At 71.5% G+C, this 25,265-nt stretch carries 19 protein-coding genes and 1 tRNA gene; 7 read left to right on the plus strand and 13 right to left on the minus strand.

Annotated features, from left to right (window positions below):
• Nucleotides 1-13: 13 nt before the first annotated feature.
• From ABZ910_RS13185 to ABZ910_RS13230, 10 genes are all read right to left on the minus strand, one after another.
• Nucleotides 14-2,620: a hypothetical protein gene (locus ABZ910_RS13185; RefSeq protein WP_361362946.1), complete on the minus strand. Its 2,607-nt coding sequence runs from the start codon at nt 2,618-2,620 to the stop codon at nt 14-16.
• A 216-nt stretch (nt 2,621-2,836) separates the two neighbouring features.
• Entirely contained in the window at nt 2,837-3,169 is a 333-nt protein-coding gene (locus ABZ910_RS13190) for a trypco2 family protein (protein ID WP_361362949.1), read from the minus strand.
• 52 nt (nt 3,170-3,221) lie between these two features.
• Nucleotides 3,222-3,497: a hypothetical protein gene (locus ABZ910_RS13195; protein ID WP_361362952.1), complete on the minus strand. Its 276-nt coding sequence runs from the start codon at nt 3,495-3,497 to the stop codon at nt 3,222-3,224.
• A gap of 40 nt (nt 3,498-3,537) precedes the next feature.
• Nucleotides 3,538-6,627: an NACHT domain-containing protein gene (locus ABZ910_RS13200; RefSeq protein WP_361362955.1), complete on the minus strand. Its 3,090-nt coding sequence runs from the start codon at nt 6,625-6,627 to the stop codon at nt 3,538-3,540.
• Nucleotides 6,628-6,769: 142 nt separating this feature from the next.
• Nucleotides 6,770-7,894: a HoxN/HupN/NixA family nickel/cobalt transporter gene (locus ABZ910_RS13205; RefSeq protein ID WP_361362958.1), complete on the minus strand. Its 1,125-nt coding sequence runs from the start codon at nt 7,892-7,894 to the stop codon at nt 6,770-6,772.
• A gap of 253 nt (nt 7,895-8,147) precedes the next feature.
• Nucleotides 8,148-8,675: an NUDIX hydrolase family protein gene (locus ABZ910_RS13210; protein WP_361363383.1), complete on the minus strand. Its 528-nt coding sequence runs from the start codon at nt 8,673-8,675 to the stop codon at nt 8,148-8,150.
• 42 nt (nt 8,676-8,717) lie between these two features.
• Nucleotides 8,718-9,881, minus strand: coding sequence for an amidohydrolase family protein (locus tag ABZ910_RS13215; RefSeq protein WP_361362961.1), 1,164 nt, complete (start codon nt 9,879-9,881; stop codon nt 8,718-8,720).
• A 2-nt stretch (nt 9,882-9,883) separates the two neighbouring features.
• Nucleotides 9,884-11,287: a glutamine synthetase family protein gene (locus tag ABZ910_RS13220; RefSeq protein WP_361362963.1), complete on the minus strand. Its 1,404-nt coding sequence runs from the start codon at nt 11,285-11,287 to the stop codon at nt 9,884-9,886.
• A gap of 38 nt (nt 11,288-11,325) precedes the next feature.
• Nucleotides 11,326-12,156, minus strand: coding sequence for an SAM-dependent methyltransferase (locus tag ABZ910_RS13225; protein WP_361362965.1), 831 nt, complete (start codon nt 12,154-12,156; stop codon nt 11,326-11,328).
• Between the two features lie 91 nt (nt 12,157-12,247).
• Nucleotides 12,248-13,057 carry a lysophospholipase gene (locus tag ABZ910_RS13230; RefSeq protein ID WP_361362968.1) on the minus strand — a complete coding sequence of 270 codons (810 nt, stop codon included), beginning with the start codon at nt 13,055-13,057 and terminating at the stop codon, nt 12,248-12,250.
• A gap of 122 nt (nt 13,058-13,179) precedes the next feature.
• Here ABZ910_RS13230 and ABZ910_RS13235 point away from each other — a divergent pair, with 122 nt between their 5' ends.
• Both ABZ910_RS13235 and ABZ910_RS13240 read left to right on the plus strand, forming a co-directional pair.
• On the plus strand, nt 13,180-14,367 hold the full coding sequence (locus ABZ910_RS13235; RefSeq protein WP_361362969.1) for a thiolase family protein: 1,188 nt from the start codon (nt 13,180-13,182) through the stop codon (nt 14,365-14,367).
• 114 nt (nt 14,368-14,481) lie between these two features.
• Nucleotides 14,482-15,255, plus strand: coding sequence for a sulfite exporter TauE/SafE family protein (locus ABZ910_RS13240; protein WP_361362972.1), 774 nt, complete (start codon nt 14,482-14,484; stop codon nt 15,253-15,255).
• A gap of 3 nt (nt 15,256-15,258) precedes the next feature.
• Here ABZ910_RS13240 and ABZ910_RS13245 read toward each other — a convergent pair whose 3' ends face one another.
• Complete coding sequence (locus tag ABZ910_RS13245) at nt 15,259-16,065, minus strand: HAD-IIA family hydrolase (RefSeq protein ID WP_361362975.1); 807 nt, start codon at nt 16,063-16,065, stop codon at nt 15,259-15,261.
• Nucleotides 16,066-16,199: 134 nt separating this feature from the next.
• Between ABZ910_RS13245 and ABZ910_RS13250 the strand changes: the two genes are divergently transcribed.
• On the plus strand, nt 16,200-16,994 hold the full coding sequence (locus ABZ910_RS13250; protein WP_361362977.1) for a cobalt-precorrin-6A reductase: 795 nt from the start codon (nt 16,200-16,202) through the stop codon (nt 16,992-16,994).
• Here ABZ910_RS13250 and cobF read toward each other — a convergent pair.
• On the minus strand, nt 16,961-17,734 hold the full coding sequence (gene cobF, locus ABZ910_RS13255) for a precorrin-6A synthase (deacetylating) (protein WP_361362980.1): 774 nt from the start codon (nt 17,732-17,734) through the stop codon (nt 16,961-16,963). The two genes, ABZ910_RS13250 and cobF, sit on opposite strands and share 34 nt — an antisense overlap.
• Before the next feature lie 100 nt (nt 17,735-17,834).
• The gene (locus ABZ910_RS13260) at nt 17,835-18,371 is read right to left on the minus strand and encodes a DUF309 domain-containing protein (RefSeq protein ID WP_361362982.1); all 537 of its coding nucleotides are present in this window, start codon (nt 18,369-18,371) and stop codon (nt 17,835-17,837) included.
• Between the two features lie 171 nt (nt 18,372-18,542).
• Between ABZ910_RS13260 and ABZ910_RS13265 the strand changes: the two genes are divergently transcribed.
• From ABZ910_RS13265 to ABZ910_RS13280, 4 genes are all read left to right on the plus strand, one after another.
• Nucleotides 18,543-18,616, plus strand: a tRNA-Pro gene (locus tag ABZ910_RS13265).
• Nucleotides 18,617-19,267: 651 nt separating this feature from the next.
• A complete protein-coding gene (locus tag ABZ910_RS13270; protein WP_361362985.1) occupies nt 19,268-21,196 on the plus strand; it encodes a TOMM precursor leader peptide-binding protein in 1,929 nt (642 codons plus the stop codon).
• A gap of 455 nt (nt 21,197-21,651) precedes the next feature.
• Entirely contained in the window at nt 21,652-23,601 is a 1,950-nt protein-coding gene (locus ABZ910_RS13275; RefSeq protein WP_361362987.1) for a TOMM precursor leader peptide-binding protein, read from the plus strand.
• Nucleotides 23,602-23,632: 31 nt separating this feature from the next.
• Nucleotides 23,633-25,252, plus strand: a complete 1,620-nt coding sequence (locus ABZ910_RS13280) for a SagB family peptide dehydrogenase (protein ID WP_361362989.1) — start codon at nt 23,633-23,635, stop codon at nt 25,250-25,252.
• The last annotated feature ends 13 nt before the right edge of the window (nt 25,253-25,265 follow it).

Below are 25,265 nucleotides of genomic sequence, written 5' to 3' on the forward strand. Positions count from 1 at the left end.
TCGCATCCTTGGATCACTTCAGCGTGATCACCAGCGTGGTGCGGCCCTCGCCGCTCGGCGCCGACGCGATGACCTCCTGGCCGCGCGGGGTCGTGAGGGTCCGGTACGGCACCGGGTGGCCGTCGAGTGTCACCGAGGCGATCTCGGCGCCCGTCGGTATCACGTGGCCGATGGAGAGCTCGGCCCGCAGGTGCCGGGTCACCTCGGTGGAGAAGGTACTTCCCGCGTGCCGGGCGCGGACGTCGACCGAGCCGTCTGCCAGCCGGATGTCGCTGCCCGCGATCCTTTCCTGGCCGGCCGGTATCTGCGGGACCACCGAGAGCGTGCCCCGGCCCAGGTCGGGCGCGATTCCGAGCTGCTGGTGGACCACCGGCCACAGCACGCCGTACGTGCCCCAGGCCTGCAGCAGCATCGACCGCTCGTTGAGAGGACGCTCGATGTTGGCCGGTGCGTCCGGGCTCGGCGCGGTCTCCGGCATCGCGCCCGGCATCTCCCAGGCCGAGGGGTCGAGCTGGATCCGGGCGTTCGCCGTGGTGTAGCGCTGCTGCTCGTCGCTTCCCAGGCGGCCGTAGTTCCCCTCGGCGACCGCCATGATCGCGCTGCCCAGGGAGTAGATGACCCGCTCGCTCTGCACGGTGGACACCGCGCTGTCGCAGGACGCGCCCTTGTTGCCGCCCTCCGCCGAGGTCGGGCCGGTGCCGGTGTGGTAGAGCCCGAACTCACCGGAGTAGCAAGCCCCCTGGCGCTTCCGCAACACCGTCCGGCCGTGCTCGGACGAGGCCAGCGGGGCCGTGGGACGGCCCGGACGGACCATCTCCGCGTCCATCGGCGTCACGCCGATCCAGTGGCGCTGCAGGATCGGGCTGTTGTCCGGGTCCTTGAGCGAGTCGCCGTACTGATCGGTGTCACCGCCGGCCCACCAGGTGCTCTCGAACCGCCGCGCCAGGTCCTCGGCGCGCTGCGTCGCCCACGACGCCGTCGCGGAGTCGTGCTTGCTGCGCGCCATGTCGGCGAGGTCGCTGAGGCCACGCGCGGTGTAGACCGCGTTGTCGAGTTTCTCCTCGCCCATGCCGGGGCGCTCGACGTTGCCCGTGCCCTCGGGCCACCCGTCGCCGTCCTTGTCGAGCGTGCGGTAGACGAACCTCATGTTCCGCACGGCGAAGTCGTACATCTCGTCGCGGAACGCGTCGTCCCCCGTCCAGCGCCACACCAGGGCGACGGCGCTCGGGAACTTCGCGGTCTCGTCGGTGTTGCCCGGGTCGTCGTTGGCGCCGTAGTAGATCGATCCGTCCGGCGTCATCTCGTGGATGACCTTGCCGCTGCCCTTGTTGGCGATCTCGCTGACGTCCTTCAGCGACCGCAGGTGGGCCTTGATGTCGTCGAACCGGCCCATGGCCACGGCGGCGAACGAGGTGTACTCGCCGTCGGTCCCGAACAGCCACGGGTAGTCCGGCCAGCCTGCCCCCAGCCAACGGGCGGACTTCAGCTCGCCGGCCGGTGCCGGGTAGTCCCTGCCCTCGTCGACGAGGCGCAGTCGCAGACCGTGGGCCTCCTGCGCGGAGTCGGCGAGGTTCTGCTTGGACCACTCCACGCTGCGCTGCAGCAGCTTGTCGCCGGGCAGCTCGACCGACGTGTGGGCGGCCACGGCGCGGCGCTCGGCGATCTTCTTCTCCAGCAGCGCCTCCGGGTGCGCCAGCGCACGGTCGTACTGGGTGCGCGCCTGACGCGGCCCCTGGTCCGAGCCGGCGACCGCGAACCACAGCGTCGTCGGCGTGCCGGCCTTCAGCTCGACGCCGTAGTTCAGCCGGCCGCCGGTGCCCTTGCCGAACTCGGTGTCGTCGCACTTCTTCGGCGCGTCGCCGGAGGCCGGGCAGATCACCGGGTCGCTCTGCGGGCCGCGGTGGTCCGGGCCCAGCTCGTGGGTCTGCGGCGTCAGCTTGCCGCCGACGACGGCCGCGTAGTCGTGCGCGTCGGCATGGGGGACGTCCGGGGTGCCCTGCTCGCGGAAGACGAGGGCGTTGCCGGAGTAGGAGCCCGTGTCGGGCAGGTTGAACTTCAGCTGGTCCGGCTGCGTCCAGCCCCAGGGGTAGGAGTCCATCAGCTCCGAGTGGGCGTCGACGGCGAGCTTCACCGTCGAGTCGTGCCGCGTGGTGAGCGTCAGCCCCACCAGCCCGGCGCGCAGTCCGTCCGGCGCGAAGTCGGTCCGGCTCGCGCTGACTCCACCCGTCGCCGCGTAGTCGACACGGGTATAACCCCAGCCGCTGGTGAACTTCTCCGCCTTGGCCTTGTCACCCAGCCAGGCGCCGTCCAGGCCGAACCACATACCGTCGAGCAGCTTGATGGGCTGGGTCCACATGCCGCCCATCTCGCCGCGGATGTGCCAGCCGGCGGCGGGATAGAGGCCGTCCTCGGTGCCCATGGAGTAGAACCGGTCGCCGATGCTGACCGCGCGCCGGTCGGCCAGACGGCTCGTCTCCGAGAGCTCCGACTGCTGTGACACGACCGGGAGTTCGGCGCGGGGATCGCGGCCGGGCTGGGCATGGGTGGCAGGAGCAGTGAGCACGCCGGAGACGAGAGCTCCGGTGGCCGCCAGCAGAAGGGCTATTCGTGGCCGCATCATCACCCCGGAAGGTTCTTCCCGCCCCGAGGGTCCGCCCGGACCTTCCGGAAGTGTGGGAAGGGAACGTATGGGACGTGTGAACGGCGAGAAGTCAACCAATCTTGGCGAGTACCCGTCAATACTCTGGCGTGGTCACATGGGCCGCGTCGCCGACCAGGAGCGGCCTGCCGTAACGCCTCCGGCACCGGAAAGTCCGTCAGGAGCGGGGCGAGGGCCTCAGTCGACGGAGCCGAAGCGGCTGGTGTCTCCGCCGCTGTCGTTGCCGATCTCGACGCCGTGCCCGGTGGTGGCGTCCTTCGGGGTGAGGGTGAACGCGACCCGGTGCGTGCGGCCTTGAGAGACCTTGGCATCGGCGTCGGCGCTGACCACCCAGGCCTTGACGCCACCCTTGGCTCCGGCCTCGCGGCGCAGCTCGACCTCGAACTCCATCTGGATCGGGCCCACTTCGAAACGTACGGACTCCGCGGCCCCGGCCGCTGCGGCGTCCGTGAGCTGGTTCCTGATGGCGGTTACCGCGGCGGCGAGTTCGATGTTCTCGAAGTCGGGCACTGTGTTGTTCCCCCGATGGTGGTGGATGGTCGGCGGTAGGGCGTGCGGTGTGTCAGCGGCCGGCGATGCGGCGCCACCACGGAGTGGACGGGGGTGGCGCGTGGGGTACGGACGGTTGCCGGATCAGGCGCACAGCCCCCGGAGGCAGCAGCTCGTCTCCGATGACTCTCCGGTCGGCGTAGGGCGGCAGGTTCACGGTCACCGCAAGGTCGGGGATGCCGGCCAGCCGGGAGAGATCGAGGGTCGCCGAGCTGCGCTCGGAGTGGGCGCTCCGGATGTACAGACGGAGCTTCCGCAGTCCGGGAAACATCGAGTGGACGAGCTCCAAGGTGCAGTCGCCTCCGGACACTGTGCCGCCTACCACGGCGCTATTGACGCTGGGCAGGGGGACGACCCCGGAGAGACCCGGGGGGGCAGAGGTCCTCGATGGTGAGATCCACGTGTTGTACGGAGGAGAGTTGGCTGAGCGCCCCCAACTCCTCGGCCGGCACGGGAGTATCGGGCAGCGCGACCCGTTGCAGGCTCTGCCATCGGCCGATGCCCTGAAGGTCGTTGACGATCAGGTTGCCGCGGATCTTGAGGTGCTGGATGCCGGAGGCGAAAGGGATGTCTGACAGGGAGAGACGACGTGCCGCTGCTCCCCGGTACCACTCGAAGCTCCCGAAGCGGAGTGTCTCCACGTCCTGCAGCGGCGACAGATCCGGGCCGCTGGGCGCGTTGCAGAGGGTGATGGCGGTCAGGTGACCGAGGCTCGGCAGCACAGAATAGTCCTTCGCACCGCCGCAGTCGGAGAGGTGCAGCACGGACAGACCCGGTAGATCTTCAGCCAGAAAGCCGAGCCTTGTCACCAGGTCGTTGGATTCCAGGGTGAGATAGGCCGGGCGGGCGGAGCGCAGCACGGGCGACAGGATGTCGGCCGGGAAGTTCCCGACGCAGCGAAGCATCTGCACGTCGCCGATCGTGGTCAGTGCGGAGAGTTGGGCCTCACTGCTCACCGTGATGCGGACCCCGCTGCGCGGCGTGTGGGCCAGGATGCCGTCCGCGTAGGCCTGGGCGTCGAATCCGTCCCAGGCGTCGGCAAGTTCCTGCCGCACCTTCGGGTCCGGATGCTCCCGGAAGCTGCTCAGCACCTGGAACGCGTGCTCCCCGCCCAGCAGACGTGCCGTACGGACGACCGCCTGGGCCTGCGAGGTGGTGAGCCCGTCGGGTGGCGGGAGCAGGCCGAGCGCCACCGTACCGGCCTGGGCCAGCAGCTCGGCGTCGGCGAGGTCGTTCGGGGGAACCAGGGCTGCCGCGCGCCCCTCCACCTTGGCGCGGACGTCCGGGTCCAGCGCGGTCGCATGCTCCAGGCAGGCCGCGGCGAGCAGATGCAGGCGCTCGCGCTGTGGGGATACGGACGCGTCCCCCAGTTCGAGCAGACGGCGCAGCAGCATCGCGCGTTCGTCCGTGCGGGCGTGGGCGACGGCCATCCGCACCACGTCCTCCCACTGCGGCTCGTGGGCGTGCGCGGCGACCAGGTTGAGGTCCTGGCTCTCCACGGCGGCCTTGGCGCCGAGGTAGTCCTGAAAGGTGCGGTGGACGAACTCCACGGTGTCGGGGGACGGCGCGCGCAGAATGCCGCTGCGCAGCAGCAGGTGCTCCAGGACCTCGTCGGCCTTCTCGGGCGGCGCGACCTGCGGCATCGAGCGCAGGGCGTCCGTGACGACCCGCAGCACATGGGCGCGGTCGGCCTCGGCGTGGCCATTGCGGATCATCCAGTACGCGAGCTGCTGCAACAGCCATAACTGGGCACTCTCGTTGATGTCCAGCTGCGTGGTGACCTTGCGCTGCACGTCGCGCCGTACCAGGAGCATGCTGAGCGCGGCGGCGTACAACTCCAGCCGGTTCTGCGGAAGATAGGAGTTCCGGTCCCGGTTGAGCGCGCAGATCATCGCGCACATCAGCGGGTTGGTGGCGAGCCGGGCCAGGTCGTTCTTGCGCGGCAGGACGTCGGTCAGCTTCCGCTCGTACTCCGCCAGTTGCTCGCGCTCGGCCGGGTCGTGGACCGTCTCGGCGGCCGCGTCGTGCCAGCGGTGCATGAACGCGGTGACGTCCTGGCGGTTCATCGGCAGCAGGTTCAGCTCGGTGAACAGCTCGGGCACCAGCCATCCGTCGGACACGGCCGAAGGGCGGGTCGTCACCAGGAAGATGCAGTCGCGGTAGAGGGCGATGAGGTTCTTGAGCCACTTCAGGGTGCGCTGCCGGTCGGCCTCCTGGACCTCGTCGACGCCGTCGATGAGCAGCAGCCCGCGCCCGGCGTGGAGCACCTGGTCGGCCCATCCGGCGGGCTGCACCGCGTGCAGGGGATTGCCGACGGCGGCGAGGAACTCGTCCGGGGCCGGAAGGGATTGGCGCCGCGCGAGACTGCGCAGGGGCAGCACGAAGGGCAGACAGCCGTCGAGGTGGCCGAGCTCCGGCGGGAAGTCCTGCCGCGCGGCGGTCACGGCGAGCCACTGCACCAGCGTCGTCTTGCCGGAGCCGGCGTGGCCGCGGAGCAGGATGCGCGTCCGGCCGGCGAAGGCCCCCTCGACGCGTTGCCGTCCGCCGACGGCTGCCGGTTCGCGGAAGCGGGACGCCAGTTGGCCTTCGAGGGTGTCTGCTCTGTGGTCGCGGCGGTGGTGGGGTGCCAGTTCCAGACTCAGATACGCGGTGTCCAGGGGCCACAGGGCGTGCTCCCGGCGGCTGAAGTCCAACCCGAAAATGGTGAGTTCGCCGTACGCCTCGGCCATGTAGGCCTTGTACCGGTCCTCGAAATCGGCGTGCGGGTTGTGCTGGGGGCGGGAGAGCTTGTGCGCGAGGGGCTTGTGACCGGTGTACTTCTCCAGGGTCTCGACGAACTCCGGGTCCGCGAACAGCACACGACTGCGTACGGCTTCCAGACGGCCGTGCTGCCAGTTGAACGGATCGGTCACCACCACCCCGATGATCAATCCATCGGCGAACAACGCGGCCCCGGACATGCCCGCCCAGGGAGACGCGGTGCCCTCCCCGCGGGGCGGGGTGTGCGGGGTGTCGAGCACGTAGCGATCCCGGACCATGCTCGAACCGGGCTTGAACGTGCCGACGATCTGTTCCGTGTCGAGCCCGTCGTCGCCTTCGCGCTGCACCTTCGGGAAGCCGATGGCCTGGCAGGCCTCCATGGGTTCGAGCCCGGACGGCACGCCCCAACGCACGGGTTCGAGCGATTCGGCCTGCTCGGGCGCGATCAAGTCCTGCTTTATGGCGAGCAGGAGCGCGGCATCGCACTCACGGTCGTTGCGCGCCCACACCACGCGGCACACGACCTCACCGACGCCACCGAGCGCCGCGACCTTGACCCGGCCGCGGTTGTGCACCACATGACCGGCGGTGAGGACGAGACGAGGCGTCAGGAGATACCCACTGCCCTGGCGCGCGCCGAGTACGGCCGCGATGCGCATGCGTTCCGGTCCCACGGTCCAGGCCGCCCCCGTCCAGCCGCGTGCTCATCTGCTGTGAACCGACGGTAGGGCATGCCGGCCTGCCCTGTCAGCGGATTCAGGCGCTGGTGGCCGGGCCGTACCCCGCCGGCGACCAGCGTGCTCAGTCCTCCGCCGCCCGCGGCGTCAGCGCCCACTTCTCCTCCAGGCGGCCGTACCGCCAGACCAGCAGGGCGGCCGCCCAGGTGACGACGAAGAGGGCGACGACGGCGTAGCCGACGCTGTTGAGGTCGATACCGCCGGCCCAGACCCAGAAGGCGCCGTGCAGGGAGAGCTTCTCCGCGGCGATCGACAGCAGTTCCACCGTGCCGATGATGAGCGCGGCGGCGACCGACAGGCCCGTGATCGTGATGTTGTAGAAGACCTTGCGGACCGGGTTGGAGAAGGCCCACGAGTACGCGAAGTTCATGAACGAGCCGTCGATCGTGTCGAGCAGGCTCATCCCGGCCGCGAACAGCACCGGAAGGCACAGGATCGCGTACCAGGGGATGCCGGACCCCGCCGCGCCGGCCGCGAGGAACAGCAGCGACACCTCGGTGGCGGTGTCGAAACCGAGGCCGAAGAGGAAGCCCAGCGGATACATGTGCCAGGACTTGCCCACGGCGCGGGTCGCCCGGCCGAGGACGCGGGTCATCACCCCGCCGCCCGCGTTCAGCTGCGCCTCCAGGTCGGCTTCGCTGTGGCCGCCGGCGCGCACCCGGCGGAAGACCTTCAGGACGCCGATCAGGGCGACGAGGTTGAAGCCCGCGATGACGTAGAGGAACACACCGGAGACGGACGTACCGACGAAACCCAGCGTCTGGTGCAGCGAGGAGCCGCCGTCCTGCACCGGTCCGGCCAGCGAGCGCACGCCGAGCGCGAAGAGCAGGGCGAGCACGAAGACGACCGTCGAGTGGCCGAGGGAGAAGAAGAAGCCGACGGAGAGCGGCCGCTGCCCGTCGGAGATCAGCTTCCGCGTCGTGTTGTCGATCGCGGCGATGTGGTCCGCGTCGAAGGCGTGCCGCATGCCGAGGACGTACGCGGTGACCCCGAGGCCGACACCGAAGACTCCCTGGCCGCCGAGGGCGAAGTGCTGCGGCACCACGACCAGCAGCAGGGTGCCCCACCCGATGACGTGCAGGGCGACGATCGCCGCCACGAGGGCGCCGGCCCGGGCCCACTCGCGGGGCGTGAGTGCTGCGCGGATACGCCGCAGGAGGCCGGGTTCGGCCTGGGGGGCAACGCTCATGGTGTGACCTCGGTGTCCGGTGCCTGGGAGACGACGTGCCCCATCCTCTCTGACAGCCCGTCCTAAATGCAAAAGGCTTGCAATAGCGTCGGACATGCCGCTGCCGGCACGGCGGTCGCCGGGGATCGTCGCCGGAGACCAGTGCGGGGCGGGGAAGGGCCGGCGTTTCCGCCGACTCGCCTTCACCCGCCCGGCACCGCTCCGCCTCAGGAGACGTGCCTCACGTGCTCAGGAGCCGCCGTGACCCACCTGCTCAGGAGACGAAACCGACATGTGCGAGGGCCTGCTTCAGCAGGACGCCGTGTCCGCCGGGCATCTCGCTCTGCACCGCTTCCAACACGGCCTCCTGCGGGCTGAACCACACCAGGTCCAGCGCGTCCTGCCGGGGACGGCAGTCGCCGGCCACCGGCACGATGTAGGCGAGGGAGACCGCGTGCTGGCGCGGGTCGTGGTACGCGGTGACGCCCGCCGTCGGGAAGTACTCGGCGACCGTGAACGGCTGCAGGGAGGGCGGGACCCGGGGCAGGGCCACCGGGCCGAGGTCCTTCTCCAGGTGGCGCAGCAGGGCGTCGCGGACCCGTTCGTGGTGCAGGACACGGCCGGAGACCAGGGTGCGGCTGACCGTACCGTCCGGCCCGATGCGGAGCAGCAGTCCGATGCTGGTGACTTCGCCGCTGTCGTCGACGCGCACGGGAACGGCCTCGACGTACAGGATCGGCATGCGGGCGCGTGCCATCTCCAACTCGTCGGAGGACAGCCAGCCGGGCGTGGTTTCGGTCATGTCTGACATTGCTTGATCATACTTTCCGGGTGTGGTGCGGGCTCAGTCGCGGGCGTCGTCGGCTGCGGGCAGTCCGTACAGGCGGCGGGCGTTGTCGCGCCCCGTCCAGACGGCGGTCCGCAGGGCATCGGGCAGGCTCAACTCGTCGGCGTCCACGCGGTCTTGAAGCAGCGCGGCGAGCCCATGACGGAAGCACAGCGCGCCCAGGTGGTGGAACTCGGCGACACCGTACGCGTCGGAGCTGTACAGCAGTTTGCGGAACGGGGTGATCTCCAGGGCCTCCTCCAGGATGGTCCGGGCCCGGGCCGGGCCGGTGTAGTGCAGGGCCAGCCCGACGTCCAGGTACACGTGCTCGAACACCGCGGCCAGATAGGCGGCTTGGCGCTGGTACGGCCAGCAGTGCAGCAGGAGCACGGGAATCGTGCCGCGCGTCAGATGGAGCCAGTCCGTCAGCAGGGCGGGGTCGGCCCGGTGCAGCCGGACGTCGAAGTCCCCGAAACCGGTGTGCAGTTGCAGCGGCAGCCCAAGGTCGACGGCGATCCACAGCAGATGGCGTACGAGGACCGGATCGGCCAGGCGCAGGTCGCCGCCTGCGAGCAATCGCCTTGCCGCGTCGGTCACTTCGGCGTCCGTCGGCCGTGCCGGGTCCAGGGCGAAGCCGGTGCGGTACGCGGCCACCGACTTCACCGCCACCACACCCGGCCGCCGTACGGCCTCCTCCGCGGCAGCCCGGAACACGCGCGCGTACTCGCCCGCCTCCACGCCCCGCGCGGCCACCGCCTCGGCGACCTGCTCCAGCCGTACGACCTCGTAGGCCCTGGCGTCCGCCGCCCGGGCGAGCTCGACGGGAGAGGTGACGGGGTGGGGGGCGTATCCCGTGTCAACGCAGAACACCTCGGTTCCCGCGGCGGACAGGAAGCGCCGGTTGACCTCGCGCCAGCCCAGGGCCGTGCGCCGGGCCACGTAGTCGGCGGCGGGAGCGTGCCGGGGCAGGTCGAGAAGGGGAGCGCAGTGGCGGCGCACGGCCACGCCGACGGGGCTGTCGAAGGGCGAGATCCCGCTGCCGGGCCAGGCCTCGCCCTCCGTGATCAGCGACTCGAACTCCTCCGGAGCGAGGTCGGCGGTGATCGCGCCGTGGCAGTGGTGGTCCACGAGGGGCAGCGCGGCGAGGGCCTCGTGGACCGGCCCGGCGTCGGCGCGGCGCATCGTCAGTACGTCCAGCGGTAGGCAGCCGCCACCCGCGCGTCGTCCAGGCCCTCGACGGCCGCCGCTTCCCCGAGGCGTACGGCGGTCACCGCGTCGGCCAGCACCGGCCCCAGCGCGGCGCGCAGCACCTCGTCCTCGCGGAACTCCGCCACCGCCTCCGGCAGCGAGGTCGGCAGCCGGCGCACCCCCCGGGCCGCCGCCTCCTCGGCGCCGAACCGCGCCGGATCCCCGGTGATCTCCTCGGGCAGCGCAGTGGCGGACGCGATGCCGTCGAGCCCGGCGGCGATGACGCAGCCGAGCGCGAGATACGGGTTGGCGGCCAGGTCGACGGGCTTGACCTCCAGGTTGGCGTCCTGCTCCCGGCGGCCGACCGTCCCGGTCACGACCCGCAACCCGGCCTCGCGCGTCTCCCGGCCCCACGCGGTGAACACCCCCGCCCACTGGGACGGCTTGAGCCGCAGATAGCTGGCCGGGCTCGGCGCCGTCACGGCCGTCAGTGCGGGAAGGTGCGCGAGCACCCCGGCCGTGAACGACTCGGCGTCGCCCGTCATGCCGTACCGCCCCTTGCCTCCGGCGTGCAGATTCAGCCCCTTGCGCCAGCAAGAGAGGTGGAGATGACCGCCGTTGCCGACGCCTTCGGCGAACACCGCCGGGGCGAAGGACACTTGGAGTCCGTGCCGCTGCGCCACCGCGCGGGTCGTCTGCCGTACCAGCACGCTCCGGTCGGCCGCCGCCACCGGGTCCTGCGCGCCCACCGAGACCTCGAACTGCCCGGCCGAGTACTCCGGATGAATCTGGTCGACGTCCACGTCCTGCGCCGCGAGCGCCGCGAGCAGGTCGGCGAGGCAGTCGCTCAACTCGACCTGCCGCGTCGCGCCGTACGCCGGACCCCGCGCCGCCGGGACGAACTCCCCGTCGGGCACGTCCCCGAGAGCGACGTACCACTCGACCTCGACGGCCGCCTTGAAGGTGAGACCGTGCCGTTCCTCGGCGTCCTCGACGATCCGCCGCAGGAAGGTCCGGCTGCACCCGGGATGTGCCTCGCCCTCCTGCGTGATCCGGTCGACGGGGGCCCAGGCCCAGCCCGGCTGCCCGGACAGGGCCACCAGCCGGTCCAGGTCCGGGTAGAGACGCAGGTCGCCGTCGGGCGAGCCGAGGACGTCGGTGGTGACGATCGAGTCGTTCGCCAGGAACGTGTCGAAGACGGGCGACATCCCCACGCCCCAGGACGCCGCGTCGGCTAGCCGCCCCGTCGGGATCGTCTTCACCCGGCCGACGCCCGCCGTGTCGACGTAGGCCAGGACGATCCCCCGCACCCCTTGACGCGCCAGCTGGGCGGCGAGTTCGATGGCCCGCTGGACGTCACCGGGGCGCCCGCCGGGCACGGGGTCGGCAAGGGTGGTCATACGTCCTCCACGACGGGCTCGGATGCACGGGTCCGCGGTCAGGGTTTCACGGCCACCGCGCCGAACTGCGGTACCGCCGCGGGAGAGTCGGCCCCGGCGCGCCACCGCGAGCACGGCACCAGGCCGGGCTCGAGCAGTTCCAGCCCCTCGAAGAAGGCGGCGACCTCGGCGCGGCCGCGGGCGGTGATGGGCGGCGCGGCGTGCTCGTTCCAGAACGTCATGGCGGCGACGTTGCCCTCACCGCCGAGGTCGGCGTCGTAGGTGGGATGCGTGAGGACGAGGACGCTGCCGGACGGCACGGCCGCCATGAACCGGCGCACGATGTCCCGTGCCTGCCCCGTGTCGAGCACGAAGTTGAGGATGCCCAGCATCAGCACGGCGACCGGCCGCGTGAGGTCGAGGGTCTCGGCGGCGCGCCGCAGGACCGCCTCCGGGTCGCGCACATCCGCCTCGACGTAGTCGGTGACCCCCTCGGGGCTGCTGGTGAGCAGGGCGCGGGCGTGCGCGAGCACGATCGGGTCGTTGTCGACGTAGACGATCCGTGACTCGGGGGCGACCTGCTGGGCCGTCTCGTGGGTGTTGTCCACCGTCGGCAGCCCGGTGCCGAGGTCGAGGAACTGCCGCACGCCGCGCTCGGCGGCCAGGAACCGCACCGCCCGCCCCAGGAAGTCCCGGTCGGCGCGCGCGACCGCCCGGATCACCGGGAACATGCCGGCGACCTGCTCGCCGACCTGGCGGTCCGCCGGGTAGTTGTCCCGGCCGCCGATCCAGTAGTTCCACACACGGGCGTTGTGCGCCACCGAAGTGTCGGGCGCCGCCGAAGTGCCCGGCGTCGCCGATCCGTCCGCCCGGGGGTGGCCCTCGCTCACGTCACTGCCCTTCTCGCGCAGGGTCGTCCGCCGCCATTGTGCCGCCCGGTGATCGGGATGTCCGGGGAATCGCTCCCGGGATCAGCCGGGATCAGTCGGGCAGTACGTCGTCCAGGAAGCGGGTCAGGTCCGCGAACACCTCGGCCCTGTTCGTCTCGTTGAACACCTCGTGCCGGGCGCCGGCGTAGATCCGCTCGATCGATCGGCCGCCGCTCAGCCGCTCCACACCGACCCGGCTCCCGGGCAGCGGTACCAGCCGGTCGTCGTCGCCGTGCAGCCACAGCAGCGGGAGCGGCCCGACGTCGCCGCTCTTGGCGACGGTCTCCAGGGTGCGGACGAAGGCCTCCAGCGTCGGCCGCTTCATCGCGCCGTGCCAGACCAGCGGATCGGCGGCGTAGGCGGCGCCCACGGCGGGGTCGCGGGAGAGCGAGGAGAGGCTGATGGGGGTGTCCGGGATCTCGTCGAGCGCGAGCAGGCTGCCCGGCAGCTCCCAGACGCCGATGACCGGTCCGGAGAGGACGAGCGCGGCCAGTTCGTCGCCGTACCGCTGGGCGTAGCGGGCCGCGCTCAGGCCGCCCATGGAGTGGCCGATCACGACGACCGGCAGGCCGGGGTGCGCTGCGCGGGCCAGTTCGGCGGCGGCGTGCACATCGGTGACCACGTCCTCGAAGTCCTCGACGACCACGCGCTCGCCGGCGGACTTCCCGTGGCCGACGTGGTCGGGCGCGAACACGGCAGCGCCGTGCCCGGTCAGGACGGCGGCCACCTCGTCGTAGCGGCCTGCGTGTTCGCCGTAGCCGTGCACCACGAGGGCCACGTACCGCGGCGCCGGGTTCGCCCACGCATGGACGGTGATCGTGCCACGGGTGCCGTCGAGGACGTGTTCGCGGGTCTGGGGCATGTCATCTCCAGCTTCCTTGGTACAGGTCCGGGAGGATCTTCCCAGGGGACCCGCCGGAGGTCTATAGTCCAAAACTAGCGGTGCTAATTAAGTTGTTCGCGTCACCGGTCAGGAGTCCTCACGTGCGTCCCGTCCACTTTGCGGCCGCCCGCCGCACCCCGATCGGAAAGCTGCGCGGAGCCCTGTCCGGCGTACGGCCCGACGACCTGGCCGCCACCGTGATCCGCCGGCTGGTGGCCGACGCACCCGCGCTCGACCTGGCCCGCATCGACGACGTCTACTGGGGCGCCGCCAACCAGGCCGGCGAGGACAACCGCAACGTCGCCCGCATGGCCGCGCTGCTCGCCGGCCTGCCCGAGACCGTGCCCGGCGCCACCGTCAACCGGCTGTGCGCCTCCGGTCTCGAAGCGGTCACCGCCGCCGCCCGCACCATCGCCGCGGGCGAGGCCGACGTCGTGGTGGCGGGCGGCTCGGAGTCGATGAGCCGTGCCCCCTTCGTGCTGCCCCGCCCCGACGAGGCCCTGCCACATCGCATCGAGACCGTCGACACCCGCCTCGGCTGGCGCCTGGTCAACCCGGCGATGAAGGAACTCCACGGCCTGCTGTCCATGGGCGAGACGGCCGAGGAGGTCGCCGGGCGGTACGGCATCGCGCGCGAGCGCCAGGACGAGTTCGCCCTGCGCAGCCACCAACTCGCCGCCGCCGCACGCAAGAACGGCCACTTCGACGACGAACTCGTGCCCGTCGAGCGCCCGGACGGCATCGTCGTCGACAGCGACGAGTGCGTGCGCGAGGACACCTCGTACGAGAAGCTGTCGCGCCTGAAGCCGGTCTTCCGGCAGGGCGGCACGGTCACCGCGGGCAACGCCTCGCCGATGAACGACGGCGCGGCCGGTCTGCTGCTGGTCAGCGAAGAGGCCCTGAACGAGCTGGGGTTGGAGTCCCTGGGCCGGTACACCGCCGGGGCCTCCGCGGGTGTCCACCCCGACGTGATGGGTATCGGGCCGGTGCCCGCCACGCGCAAGGCGCTGGCGCGGGTCGGCTGGGAGATCGGCGATGTCGAGGAGGCCGAGTTCAACGAGGCGTTCGCCGCGCAGGCCCTCGCCTGCGTCGACCAACTCGGCATCGAACCGGACCTGGTGAACACCAGCGGCGGCGCGATCGCCCTGGGGCATCCGCTGGGTTGCTCGGGCGCCCGCATCCTCACCACGCTGCTGCACCGGATGCGGCGTACGGGAGCCGGGCGCGGGCTGGCCACCATGTGCGTGGGGGTGGGGCAGGGGAGCGCGGTGCTGGTCGAGAGGCCGTAGAGCCGTAGAAGACGTCCCTCGACATCGGCCGCCGCAGCCCCACATGGGCAGGCGCCTCTCAACACGGAGCGGCGCGGCCTCACTTAGATGCGTGGGCATAGCATCGGTGCTCCCATGAACACGATGACGCTCTGGCACATATCCGGCTGGGAGTTCGCGGCGCTCGCCTTCGCGGCACTCCTGGTCGGCTTCTCCAAAACCGCGGTGAGCGGGGCCAACACGGTCAGTCTCGCCGTCTTCGCGGCGATCCTGCCCGCCCGCGCCTCCACCGGCATCCTGCTCCCGGTCCTGATCGTCGGCGATGTGCTCGCCGTCGTCACCTACCGGCGGCACACCCACTGGCCCACGCTGTGGCGGCTGTTCCCGGCCGTGGCGGTCGGCGTGGTGGCCGGCACGCTGTACCTGATGTGGGCCGACGACGGGACCGTGCGGATCTCGATCGGCGCGATCCTGCTGCTGATGGCCGCGGTCACGCTGTGGCGGCGGCGCAGGGCCGGCGCGGAGGGTGAGCCGGAGGCGGTCACCAGCCGGGCGGGCCGGACGAGGGCTCATGCGTACGGCGTCCTCGGCGGGTTCACCACCATGGTCGCCAACGCGGGTGGCCCGGTGATGGCGATGTACCTGCTGTCGGCGGGCTTCCGGAAGCTGGGCTTCCTGGGCACGTCGGCCGTCTTCTTCCTGATCGTGAACGTGTCCAAGGTGCCCTTCAGCGCGGCCCTGGGACTGATCGACGGCCGTTCGCTGCTCCTTGACGCCGCGCTCGCGGTGTTCGTCGTGCCCGGTGCGGTGATCGGCAGATGGGCTGTGAAGCGAATCAACCAGCGGTTGTTCGAGCAGTTGGTGATCGCGGCGACGATCGTGGGCGGCCTCCAACTGCTCCTTCGTTAGCGGCTACTCGGCCGCCTGCCTGAGCCCGAGCAGCGCGGGCAGGTCCGCGAACGAGTCGATGACATGGTCCGGGGCGCCGCTCGCCTGCTCCTGCGCCTCGGGCAGATACTTGCCCGTCCTGACCAGAACCCCGGTGATTCCGGCTCGTTGCGCCGCGAGCACGTCCGACTCGATGTCGTCGCCCACCATCAGCGCCGCGTCGGGGCCGACTCCCACCCGCGAGAGCGCCGCCGCGAAGAACGCCGGCGACGGCTTGCCGGTGACCTCCGCCTCGACGCGTGCCGCCCGTTCCAGCCCGAGCAGGAACGCCCCGGTGTCCAGTTGCAGACCGGCGTCGGTCCGCCAGTACAGGCTGCGATGCATGGCCACCAGCCGCGCGCCCCGCTGGACATGCCCGAAGGCCCGGTTGAGTGCCGCGTAGCCGAACTCGGGACCGGCGCCGCCGACGATGACGACATCGGGGACGGTGTCGGTGTCGCTGTCGTCGTCGACCAAGGTGACGCCGTCGAGGTCCTCCTCCACGTTGCCGCTGCTCAGCAGGGAGCACCGGGCGCCGGGGAAGTGCTCGGCGAGGTAGGCGGCGGTGGCCGCGGGCGCGGTCAGCACGTCCTCGGCGGCCACGGGGAAGCCGGCCTCCGACAGCGTCCCGGCGATCGACGCCCGTGTCCGGGACGTGGTGTTGGTGACGAGTGCGACACCGAGGCCGGCCGCCCGGATCTCCCGCAGCGCCTCCACCGCACCGGGCAGCGGGCGCCACGAGACCGTCAGCACTCCGTCGATGTCGATCAGCACGGCTCGCACGGATTCCATGCTGGGACGATACGGAACCTGCTCGGGGCCGGACGGTACGACACCGCGGACGAGGCCTTCCGTAGGCTCACCCCATGTCCTCCCCCGACATGTTTCCTCGCCCCATGTCTCCCCGCCCCATGTCTCCTGACCCCATGTCCCCGCACGTCCTCATCCTCGGCGGCACCACCGAGGCCCGGCGGCTGGCCGCCGAACTGGCAGCGCGTCCCGGGGTCCGGGTCACCACCTCGCTGGCGGGGCGGGTGGCGCGGCCCGGAGCGGTGGAGGGGGAGGTGCGGACCGGAGGGTTCGGTGGCGTCGAGGGGCTGGCCGACTGGCTGCGCGAGCGGCGGGTGGACGCGATCGTGGACGCCACGCATCCCTTCGCCGCCGAAATCACCGCCAACGCGGCGCGGGCCGCGGCGGCGACCGGGCTGCCGCTGGTGGTACTGCGCCGCCCCGGCTGGCAGCCCGTCCCCGGCGACCGCTGGCATCCGGTCCCGTCCCTGAGCGCCGCCGCGGACGCGCTGCCGCGCCTCGGCCACCGCGTGTTCCTCACCACCGGCCGCCTGGGACTCGCGGCTTTCGCACACCTGGCGGACCTGCACTTCGTCGTGCGGTCGGTGGAGCCGCCCGCTCCGCCGATGCCGACGGACGTCGAAGTGGTGCTGGCCCGGGGTCCGTTCACCTTGGCCGACGAGTCGGCGCTGCTGCGCGACCACCGCATCGAGGTCGTCGTGACGAAGGACAGCGGGGGAGAGGCGACGTCCGCGAAACTGACGGCCGCACGCGCGCTCGGCCTGCCCGTGGTCGTCGTACGGCGGCCCCCACTGCCGGACGGCGTGACGGCGGTGCCCGACGTGCCCGGCGTACTGGAACGTCTGGAAGGACTCGGCCTCGCGTCGGGCGTGGGTGCTCAGAACTCGTTCGGGCGCCGACGCAGCAGGTAGGTGTCCATGATCCAGCCCTTGCGCTCGCGTGCCTCGGCGCGCAGCCGCTCGATACGCGGAGCGGCCTCCGCGATCGGGCCGGAGGCGAGGATCTCGTCGGGGGTGCCTATGTACGCGCCCCAGTAGATGTCGATGTCCTCCTCGGCGTACTGCCGGAAGGTCTGCTGGGCGTCGAGCATCACCACCACGTCGTCCACGCCCTCGGGGAAGCCCTCGGCCAGCCGCCGGCCTGTGGTGATCTGCACGGGCCGCGCCACCCGGTTCAGCCCCGTACGGTGCCGGGCGACGAGCGCCGAGACGCTGCTGATGCCGGGCACGACGTCGTACTCGAAGGCCACCGTACCCCGCCCGAGCACCTCCTCCAGGATCGCGAGCGTGCTGTCGTACAGCGACGGATCGCCCCACACCAGGAACGCACCGCGCTCGTCCTCGCCCAGCTCCTCTGCGATCAGCCGCTCGTAGATGTCGGCGCGGGCGCTGCGCCAGTCCCCGACGGCCGGGGAGTACGCCGCACCGCCGGCCCTGCGGTCCCGCTCCGGGTCGCGTGCCTCCACCAGCCGGTACGTGCCGTCCGCTATGTGTGTGTCCAGCATGTCCCGGCGCAGTTGCGTCAGATCGCTCTTCACCTCGCCCTTGTCGAGGATGAAGAACACGTCCGTGCTCCGCAGCGCCCGGACCGCCTGGAGGGTCAGCTGGTCGGGGTCGCCCGCGCCGATACCGATGACATGAATCTTTCGCACGCCCCGAGTCTGCCGCACGCCACTGACCGTCCGTGCACCGCCTCCGTACGCCCGGCTACGGCACCCTCGCGCCCACGCCGACGCCCCAGGTCCGAGCGGTTCACGCCCCCCGAAGCCGCGGAGCCCGTGCTCCCGCGTCGACCGTCCCGGCGTCTCGCTCGCCTCTCTCCACCTCATCCGCGAGGTCCCGCGCCCAGCTGACGAGCCAGGCGAGATCCATCCCGTACGGCTGTGGCTTCCCGTGCTCCGCGGCCCACCCCTGGACCGCTTCCGCGCCGCGCCTGAGCAGCCGGGGCCCGCCCGTGACGTTGCCCCGGGCCGCGTGCGTGAGCCCCACGGCCAGCTGGGCCAGGCCCCGCCACAGCGCCCGCTCGTCCTCGGGTCCCGACTTCCAGGCGTCCTCGAAGACCTCGTGCGCGTGGAACGGCTTCCCCGCGTCCAGCAGGGCCTGCGCCTCGGTGACCGTTTCTTCCGGGGTGCGGGCGACCCCCTCAGGCTGCCGGGACACACCGTCGGCGCCGTACGGCAGCGGGCGCCCGAGCCCGTCCCGGGGCCGCGCGTTGCGTGCCCGGCCCTCGCTGTCCCGGTCCCGCGACTCCGTCGACCGCCGCCCAGAGGATGCGCCTGTGCTGCCCATACGACGATTGTCCACCGTCGCCCTCGGCCGTCCCCCCACCGGCGTCCGCTGCCCGTGGCGCCCGTCGCTCACCGTCGCCGCCCTGCGCACAGGTGCCCCTTTCGGAACAGCCCCGGATGTGGGGTAAAGTTCTGTTCGCGCGATCACGTGGGTCACCACGAGTGAGCGCATCGGGACGTGGCGCAGCTTGGTAGCGCACTTGACTGGGGGTCAAGGGGTCGCAGGTTCAAATCCTGTCGTCCCGACTGGGTAAAACGCAGGCCAGGGGCCGTTTCCGCACAGCGGGAACGGCCCCTGCCGCGTAGTTCGAGGGCTTGGGGTTACCGTCGGATACGCAGTCCGCCCGCGCGAATCAATTACGTTTCGCAGAACGCGATTTGCAGGAACGCGCACGCGAAGGGCGTGGACCAATGAATCCCGGAATGGCCCGGCGGCGGAGCGTGATGATTCGCCAGAGGCAGTGACATGTCGGTCCTGCGTCTCGATCTCGCGCCTTCATGGTCCACCGGCGGTCAAAGGGTGATCCAAAAGAGGGTCGCTCATTGAAGTCGGCACAGAGTATTGACTCCGTCGTTACAAGGACTACACAATCCTGCCCGGTGGACGCGCGTAGGGTGCCCCACCGTCGATGCGTGGACGATCCTTCGGGGGGCGTTATGCAAGCGATCGACAGTGCACCTCTTGCGGACATAAGACCCCGGTTACGTAATGACGTGGTATTCCTGCGCGTCGACACCGGAATCTATCTCCGGAGTTCGGAGACTTCCTGCGTCCTCAAAGGTGCCGGCGCCTATGAATGGATGTCCGTCCTCGGTCCCCGGATGACCGGAGAATTAACGGTCGCGGAGTTATGCGAAGGCCTTGACGACAGCCGGCGCAAAACCGCCGTCGGTCTGATGCGCACTCTTCTCGACAGAGGTTTCGCTCGCGCCGTCCCCGTCCGTGACGTGGGGATGCTGCCCACCGGTGTGCTGGATCTGTTCGCGCCGCAGATCAATTTCGTCGAGCATTTCATGCACGCGGACCCGCGCACTCCGCAGGAGCTCTTCGCCCGTTTCCGCTCGTCCCGGGTCCTGGTCAGCGGCCCGCCCGGGGACGTCGCGGCGGCCGCGGTGCGCGGCCTGCTGCGCAACGGGCTGGCCGAGATATCGCTGGACGGCGCGTGGGGACGGCAAGACGCGGCGTGGGAACGGGAATTCGACGCCGAGACGGCCCGGCTCGCGGACGCCGGTGCGCCGGCGCGGATCGTCGTACTGCCCTCGACTCCCCGGGATCTGACGGCCTTTGACGTCGTGGTGGGTGTGGTCGACGGCCCGGACAGCCGAGCGCTGCTCGACCTGACCGTGCGGCTGCACGGCGTTCCGGACGGCCCCCGGCTGGTCCCGGTGGTGGCCGACCCGCACCGCATGCTGGTGGGGCCGATCTCCGGACCGGCCGAGCAGCCGTGCTGGGTGTGCGCCCAACTCCGGCTGTCCGCCACCTCCGACCCCCGGCGCACGGCCGACTTCTGGCGTGGACTGGCGCTCGGCCCGACCGGCGCCGAGGCCCCGAGCGGCAGCACGGTGGCGCGGTCCATGGTCGGCAACGCCGTGGCGTTCGAGATCTTCCGGCTGCGCACCGGCCAGTTGCAGCCGGACGACGAGCGGCACGCCGTCGTCCAGGACCTGACGACGCTGGAGTCCGGCCGCGAACGGGTCCTGCCCCATCCCGCATGCCCGATGCGGCACGAACGGGTGCTGCCCGACGAGGCCGTGCTCCCGCCCGCCGACGACAGCGACGCCTACGGGCGCGCCGCCGTCCTGGTCTCCTCGGAGTTCGGCGTGATGTCCGGGTGGACCGACGAGGCGATCAGACAGATCCCGCTCAAGACGGGCCGCGTGCGGCTGGGACCGTCCGGCGCGCTGGCCGACGGGGCGCGGGAGATCGCCGCCTTCGACATCGACACGGTCCTGGTCGCCCGCACACGCTCGGTGCAGGCGGCGGTCGTCTGCTACGCGAGCCGGCTCGGTCCCGTCGGGCTGCCGGACGCGGCGCCGCCGGACGACGCCGAGGCGGTGCCGGCCGAACGGCTCGCCCTGTTCAGCGGGTTGCCCGTCACCGAGGAGCCGACGCCCCACGCAGGGCTGACCGCGGTGGCGCTGTACGACGGCAGCCGGTGGCAGGTGCCCGCCGCGGCCGTCCATCCGCTGTCGCCGGCCAACTCCCGCCTGGTGTTCGAGCCCAGCCCCGCGGGTGCGGCGGCCGGCTGGACCGTCGAGGACGTACAGGAACGCGGGCTGTGCTCGGCTCTGGCGCATCGCGGGCTCGTCCGCGCGCTGCGCGGTGACGACCCGGCCCTCCCGCTCACGGAGGAATGGCTGTCCGGCGACGACGAGACGGCGTTCGCGCTGGGCAGCCTCCGGCACATCGGGTGCGGCGCGCGCGTCTACGCGCTGCCCGGCGCCGCCCCGTCCTTCGCGGTTCTCGCCGTGGTCGAGGGCGTCGACGGCGGGGCGGTCGACTGGGCGACGGGCTCGGCGCTCTCGGTGCGCGACGCGGTACGCGCGGCGGTGCGTGACGCCGTGGGTCTCGCGGTCGGCCGCCACTACGAGGGTGCGCCCCTCGATCCCGGCGACCCCCTGCTGGCGGACTTCGACCCCAGGGTGCTGGTCGCGGGCGACGGGAAGGCCGAGTGGTCCTTCGGCCAGCCAGGGGTGGCGATGTCCGAGGCGGTCGACCGGCTGCACGCCGGTGGCACGAGCGCCCTCTTCGTCGACACCACCCCCATCGACCTGCGCGCCATCCGCGCCATGGTCACAGGAACGATCCTGCTCGCCGCGCGGTAGCGAGAGCGGCGAGCCGGTCCGCGCCCTGTCGAGGCGCGCCACGGTTCTCGGAACACCCTGTTTCGAGTGCACATCCCACCACAAATGGGAGGATCGCAATGTCCGTTGAGCTCAAGGACGAACTGAGCGTTCTGGAGAGCGCGACGTTCGAGATCGAAGAGATGACCGACGAGTCGGTCGAGCTGGCGTGGTCCAGCTCCTCCTGCTCGTGCTCCAGCTGCTGCTCCTGCTCCACCAGCAGCTGCTGCTCCTGCAGCAGCAGCACCAGCTGACGGCTGGTGGCTGATCGGGCCGGCGGGCACACGCTCCCGGCCCGTTCGTCAGGCTGACAAGTGCGGCTGCTTGCACGGCGGTCACGCCGGTTCCGGCGCCCCTGCCGGGCACGGCGATCCCGCCGTCGGGGCAAGCAGCCGCACCCCGCATCCTCGGAGCGACTGGGTGGACGGATGAATGTGGTGTCGAACGCGGTGACCGCCGCGACGATCTTGGACGAGCCCCGGCTGATCGACGTCGTCCGCGGCTATCTGGCCGGGCGCGCCGGAGCCGGCGTCACGGTCGACGTCGGGGTGCTCGGCCTGCCGGCGCGGCCCGCGCCGAGCGGGCCGCCGGTGGCCGACGGACTGGTCTACCCGGTGCGTCTGTACGGCGGTTCGGTGCTGATGGGCCCGCTGTACCGGGCCGACGGCTCAAGCCGGCCGTGCGGCCGCTGCCTGGAACGCCGCTGGCTGGCGCTGCGCCCGGTCGAGGAACGCCGGCCGATCGAGGAGGGCGCGGACGTCTGGGTGGCGGGTGGCGACCCCTCGCTCACCCTCTTCGCCCTGGAGCAGATCGCGCAGCTCGTGCACGCGGAGACGTCTGACACCGAACTCGCGGCGAACGAACGGTCATTGGACAGTGTCGGCCGGATCGTGGAGCTGGGCTGCCGCGACCTGACGGTCAGCCGCCACGACCTGATCGCCGACTCCGAGTGCGAGTGGTGCGCCACCCCGCGGCCCGACACCGCCGAGGGCGCGATGCTGCCGCTGAGCCCGCGCCCGAAGGCGAGCCCGACCACCTACCGGGGCGCGTCCGCGGCCGATCTGACACTGCCTGCCGCCGGGTTGGTCAACGAAGTGTGCGGGGCACTGGCGAGCGCGGCCCGCCGCGTCTACCAGTGCAGCGCGACCCTGCCGGTCAGCGGCTACTTCCGGGTGCGCAGCAAGTACGACTACCACGAGATGTGGTGGAGCGGGCAGTCGCAGAGCTCCGCGAGCAGCGAGCGGTACGGCATCCTGGAGGGCCTGGAGCGATACGCCGGCCAGTTCCCGCGGGCCAAAGACCCGAAGACGTACGGCAGTTACCGCGACCTCGCGCCCGACGCCCTCGACCCCGCGACGATGGGCTCGTACCGTCCCGAGTTCTACGTCGGGCACAACGACTACTACCAGCCGTACCATCCGGACACTCCGACCCACTGGGTATGGGGCTACTCCTTCGGCGAGCAGCGGCCGCTGCTGGTGCCCGAGCAGTTCGTCTTCTATCTGGACCGGCGCCCGGACCGGAAGTTCGTCCAGGAGTGCTCCAACGGCTGCGCCAGCGGCAGCAGTGTCGAGGAGGCGTTGCTGCACGGGATGCTCGAACTCATCGAGCGCGACGCCTTCCTGCTCTGCTGGTACGGCAGTGCCCGGCTGCCCGAGATCGACCAGGCGACCGTCGTAGACGAGGAGGTCCGGTTCGTCCTGGACCGGGTCGCGCGGCTCGGCTACCGGATGCGGCTGTTCGACATGCGCGTCGACATCCCGGTGCCCGCCGTGATGGCGGTGGCCGAGCGGCTGGACGGCGGGCTGGGCCGGCTGTGCTTCGCGGCCGGGGCGAGCCTGGACCCGGTCGAGGCGGTGCGCGCGGCCATCGCGGAGACGGCCTCGTACATCCCGGGGATGGACGAACGCGTGGAGGCGAAGCTGCCCGAGCTGCGTGCGATGGCCACCGACTACAACCGCGTGCACGAACTCACCCACCACGCCCTGCTGTACGGCCTCCCGGAGATGGCACAGGCCGTCGACTTCCTGCTGGACGCGGCGCCGCCCCGCTCGATGGACGAGCTGTACGGCTCGTGGCTCGCCCGGCGTCCGGAGAGCCTGGACCTCGCGGACGACGCGCGGTTCGTGATGCAGTTGCTGCGCGACACAGGCAGCGACGTCGTCGCGGTGGACCAGACCTGCCCCGAGCAGGACGGCACCGGCATTCGCACGCTGAGCGTGCTGGCACCGGGACTGGTGCCGATCGACTTCGGCTGGGAGCGGCAACGCGCCCTGGACCACCCGCGCCTGCGGGCCTACCTCGACGGCGTGCTGGCCGAACTCCACGCACGCGACGAGGGGTTCGGACCCACGGGCCTGAACCGCAGGCCGCACCCGTTCCCGTAAGCCACCCGTCCCGGCCGAAGGAGGAGACCGCTTGTCCGAGGACCGCACGCAGGTCGTGAACGACTATGTGGAGTCGGTGTTCCGGCGCGGCCGGGAGCCGATGGAGCCGATCGGCTTCGCCCCCGACTGGGCGGACCAGCCGTCCCGGCACAAGACCTACCTGGGCGTTCGGCGCTTTCCGCTGCCTTCGGGCACCGCGCTGCCGCCCGCCGGCGCCGCCGACGTACTCTTCGGCGATCCGCCCGCCGCCCCGGGCGAGCCCTGGACCCTCGACGCCCTGGCCACGCTGCTGCGGCTGTCCTACGGCGTTCTCGATCGCAGGCTGCGGGTGAGCTGGAACCAGGACAGCCACGTACGGGTCCTCTATCCGGAGGCGCTGTGGGGGCGCGGCACCGCCTCCGGGGGCGGAATGTATCCGTTGGAGGTGTACTGGGTCGCGGGACCGGGCGCTGCGCTGGCCCCCGGCGTCTACCACTACTCGACGGCACACCACGGCCTCGAGCGGCTGCTGGCCGGTGACCTCACCGACGAGGTGCGCGCGGCGTGCGAGGCGGGGGCCGGGTGCGCCGACGCGGACGGCTTCCTCGTGGCGACCGTGCGCTTCTGGAAGAACTCCTTCAAGTACAACAGCTTCTGCTACCACGTGGTGACGCAGGACGCCGGTGCCCTGCTGGGCAGTTGGGAGCTGATCGCACGCGCCATGGGGCGCCGGGTGAACCGCGTGCAGTGGTTCGACGACGGGCGGCTCAACCGGCTGCTGGGGATCGACACCGAGGAGGAGTGCGCGCTGGCCGTGGTCCCGCTGCGGTTCGGACCGCCCGGCGAGCGCGAGGAGCGTATGGCCGACGAGGCGGACCGGAGCGGCCTGATCGACCGGCCCAGCTTCGAGAGGTCGGCGCACCCCCGCACCTTCGAGCAGATCGAGCAGGTGCACCGGGCGGTCCTGGCCGACCGGCGCGAGCGTCCCGACCCCGAGGTGGCGCGCGGCCTCGTGCCGATCCCGCCCGACGGGGGTGACGAGCTCGTACTCCCCGCACCGCTGACGGACCGGCTGGGCGAGGACATCGGCGCCACGCTACGCTCCCGCCGGACCAGCTTCGGCTCCTTCACGCGCTCCCGCCCGCTGGGCCTCGACGAGTTGGGGACCGTGCTCGCGGGCACGGTGTCGGCGCGGTGGTACGTCTCGGACGTGGTGCCCGAGGACGTCGGGCTGACGGGGCTGTACGTCCTGGCGAACCGGGTCGCCGGACTGCCGAGCGGCACCTACCGCTACGACGGCGGCCGGCACCGGCTGCACGTGGTGCGCGAGATGCCGCTCGCCGAGAAGCTGCAACGCAGTTACTACCTCAGCAACTACAACCTGGAGCAGGTCGGCGCGGTGCTGGCGATCTCGGGTCGCTGGCGCAGCACGCTCGACGCCTACGGCAGCCGCGGCTACCGGGTGCTCAACTCCGAGGTGGGCGCGGTGGCGCAGACGGCCTACACCGCCGCCGCGGCGCTGGGCGTCGGCTGCGGGGCGGTGCTCGGCTTCGACAACATCGCCATCGACGAGGCGGTCGGCCTCGACGACGGGGACGAGCGAACCTTCCTCTTCGTGCTGCTCGGCCATGAACGCGCGGACAGTGCGGACTTCGACTACCGGCTGGTCTGAGAGGGCTGATCCG

The sequence above is a fragment of the Streptomyces sp. NPDC046805 genome, from assembly GCF_040645355.1.
Classification (GTDB): domain Bacteria; phylum Actinomycetota; class Actinomycetes; order Streptomycetales; family Streptomycetaceae; genus Streptomyces.

Coding starts and splice junctions, on each gene's coding strand:
- ABZ910_RS13250 (WP_361362977.1), top strand. CDS start 16,200: ATGTCCCCGCACGTCCTCATCCTCGGCGGCACCACCGAGGCCCGGCGG.
- ABZ910_RS13270 (WP_361362985.1), top strand. CDS start 19,268: ATGCGCACTCTTCTCGACAGAGGTTTCGCTCGCGCCGTCCCCGTCCGT.
- ABZ910_RS13210 (WP_361363383.1), bottom strand. CDS start 8,675: ATGACCGAAACCACGCCCGGCTGGCTGTCCTCCGACGAGTTGGAGATG.
- ABZ910_RS13185 (WP_361362946.1), bottom strand. CDS start 2,620: ATGATGCGGCCACGAATAGCCCTTCTGCTGGCGGCCACCGGAGCTCTC.
- ABZ910_RS13245 (WP_361362975.1), bottom strand. CDS start 16,065: ATGGAATCCGTGCGAGCCGTGCTGATCGACATCGACGGAGTGCTGACG.
- ABZ910_RS13220 (WP_361362963.1), bottom strand. CDS start 11,287: ATGACCACCCTTGCCGACCCCGTGCCCGGCGGGCGCCCCGGTGACGTC.
- ABZ910_RS13200 (WP_361362955.1), bottom strand. CDS start 6,627: ATGCGCATCGCGGCCGTACTCGGCGCGCGCCAGGGCAGTGGGTATCTC.
- ABZ910_RS13205 (WP_361362958.1), bottom strand. CDS start 7,894: ATGAGCGTTGCCCCCCAGGCCGAACCCGGCCTCCTGCGGCGTATCCGC.
- ABZ910_RS13215 (WP_361362961.1), bottom strand. CDS start 9,881: ATGCGCCGCGCCGACGCCGGGCCGGTCCACGAGGCCCTCGCCGCGCTG.
- ABZ910_RS13230 (WP_361362968.1), bottom strand. CDS start 13,057: ATGCCCCAGACCCGCGAACACGTCCTCGACGGCACCCGTGGCACGATC.
- ABZ910_RS13260 (WP_361362982.1), bottom strand. CDS start 18,371: ATGGGCAGCACAGGCGCATCCTCTGGGCGGCGGTCGACGGAGTCGCGG.
- ABZ910_RS13240 (WP_361362972.1), top strand. CDS start 14,482: ATGAACACGATGACGCTCTGGCACATATCCGGCTGGGAGTTCGCGGCG.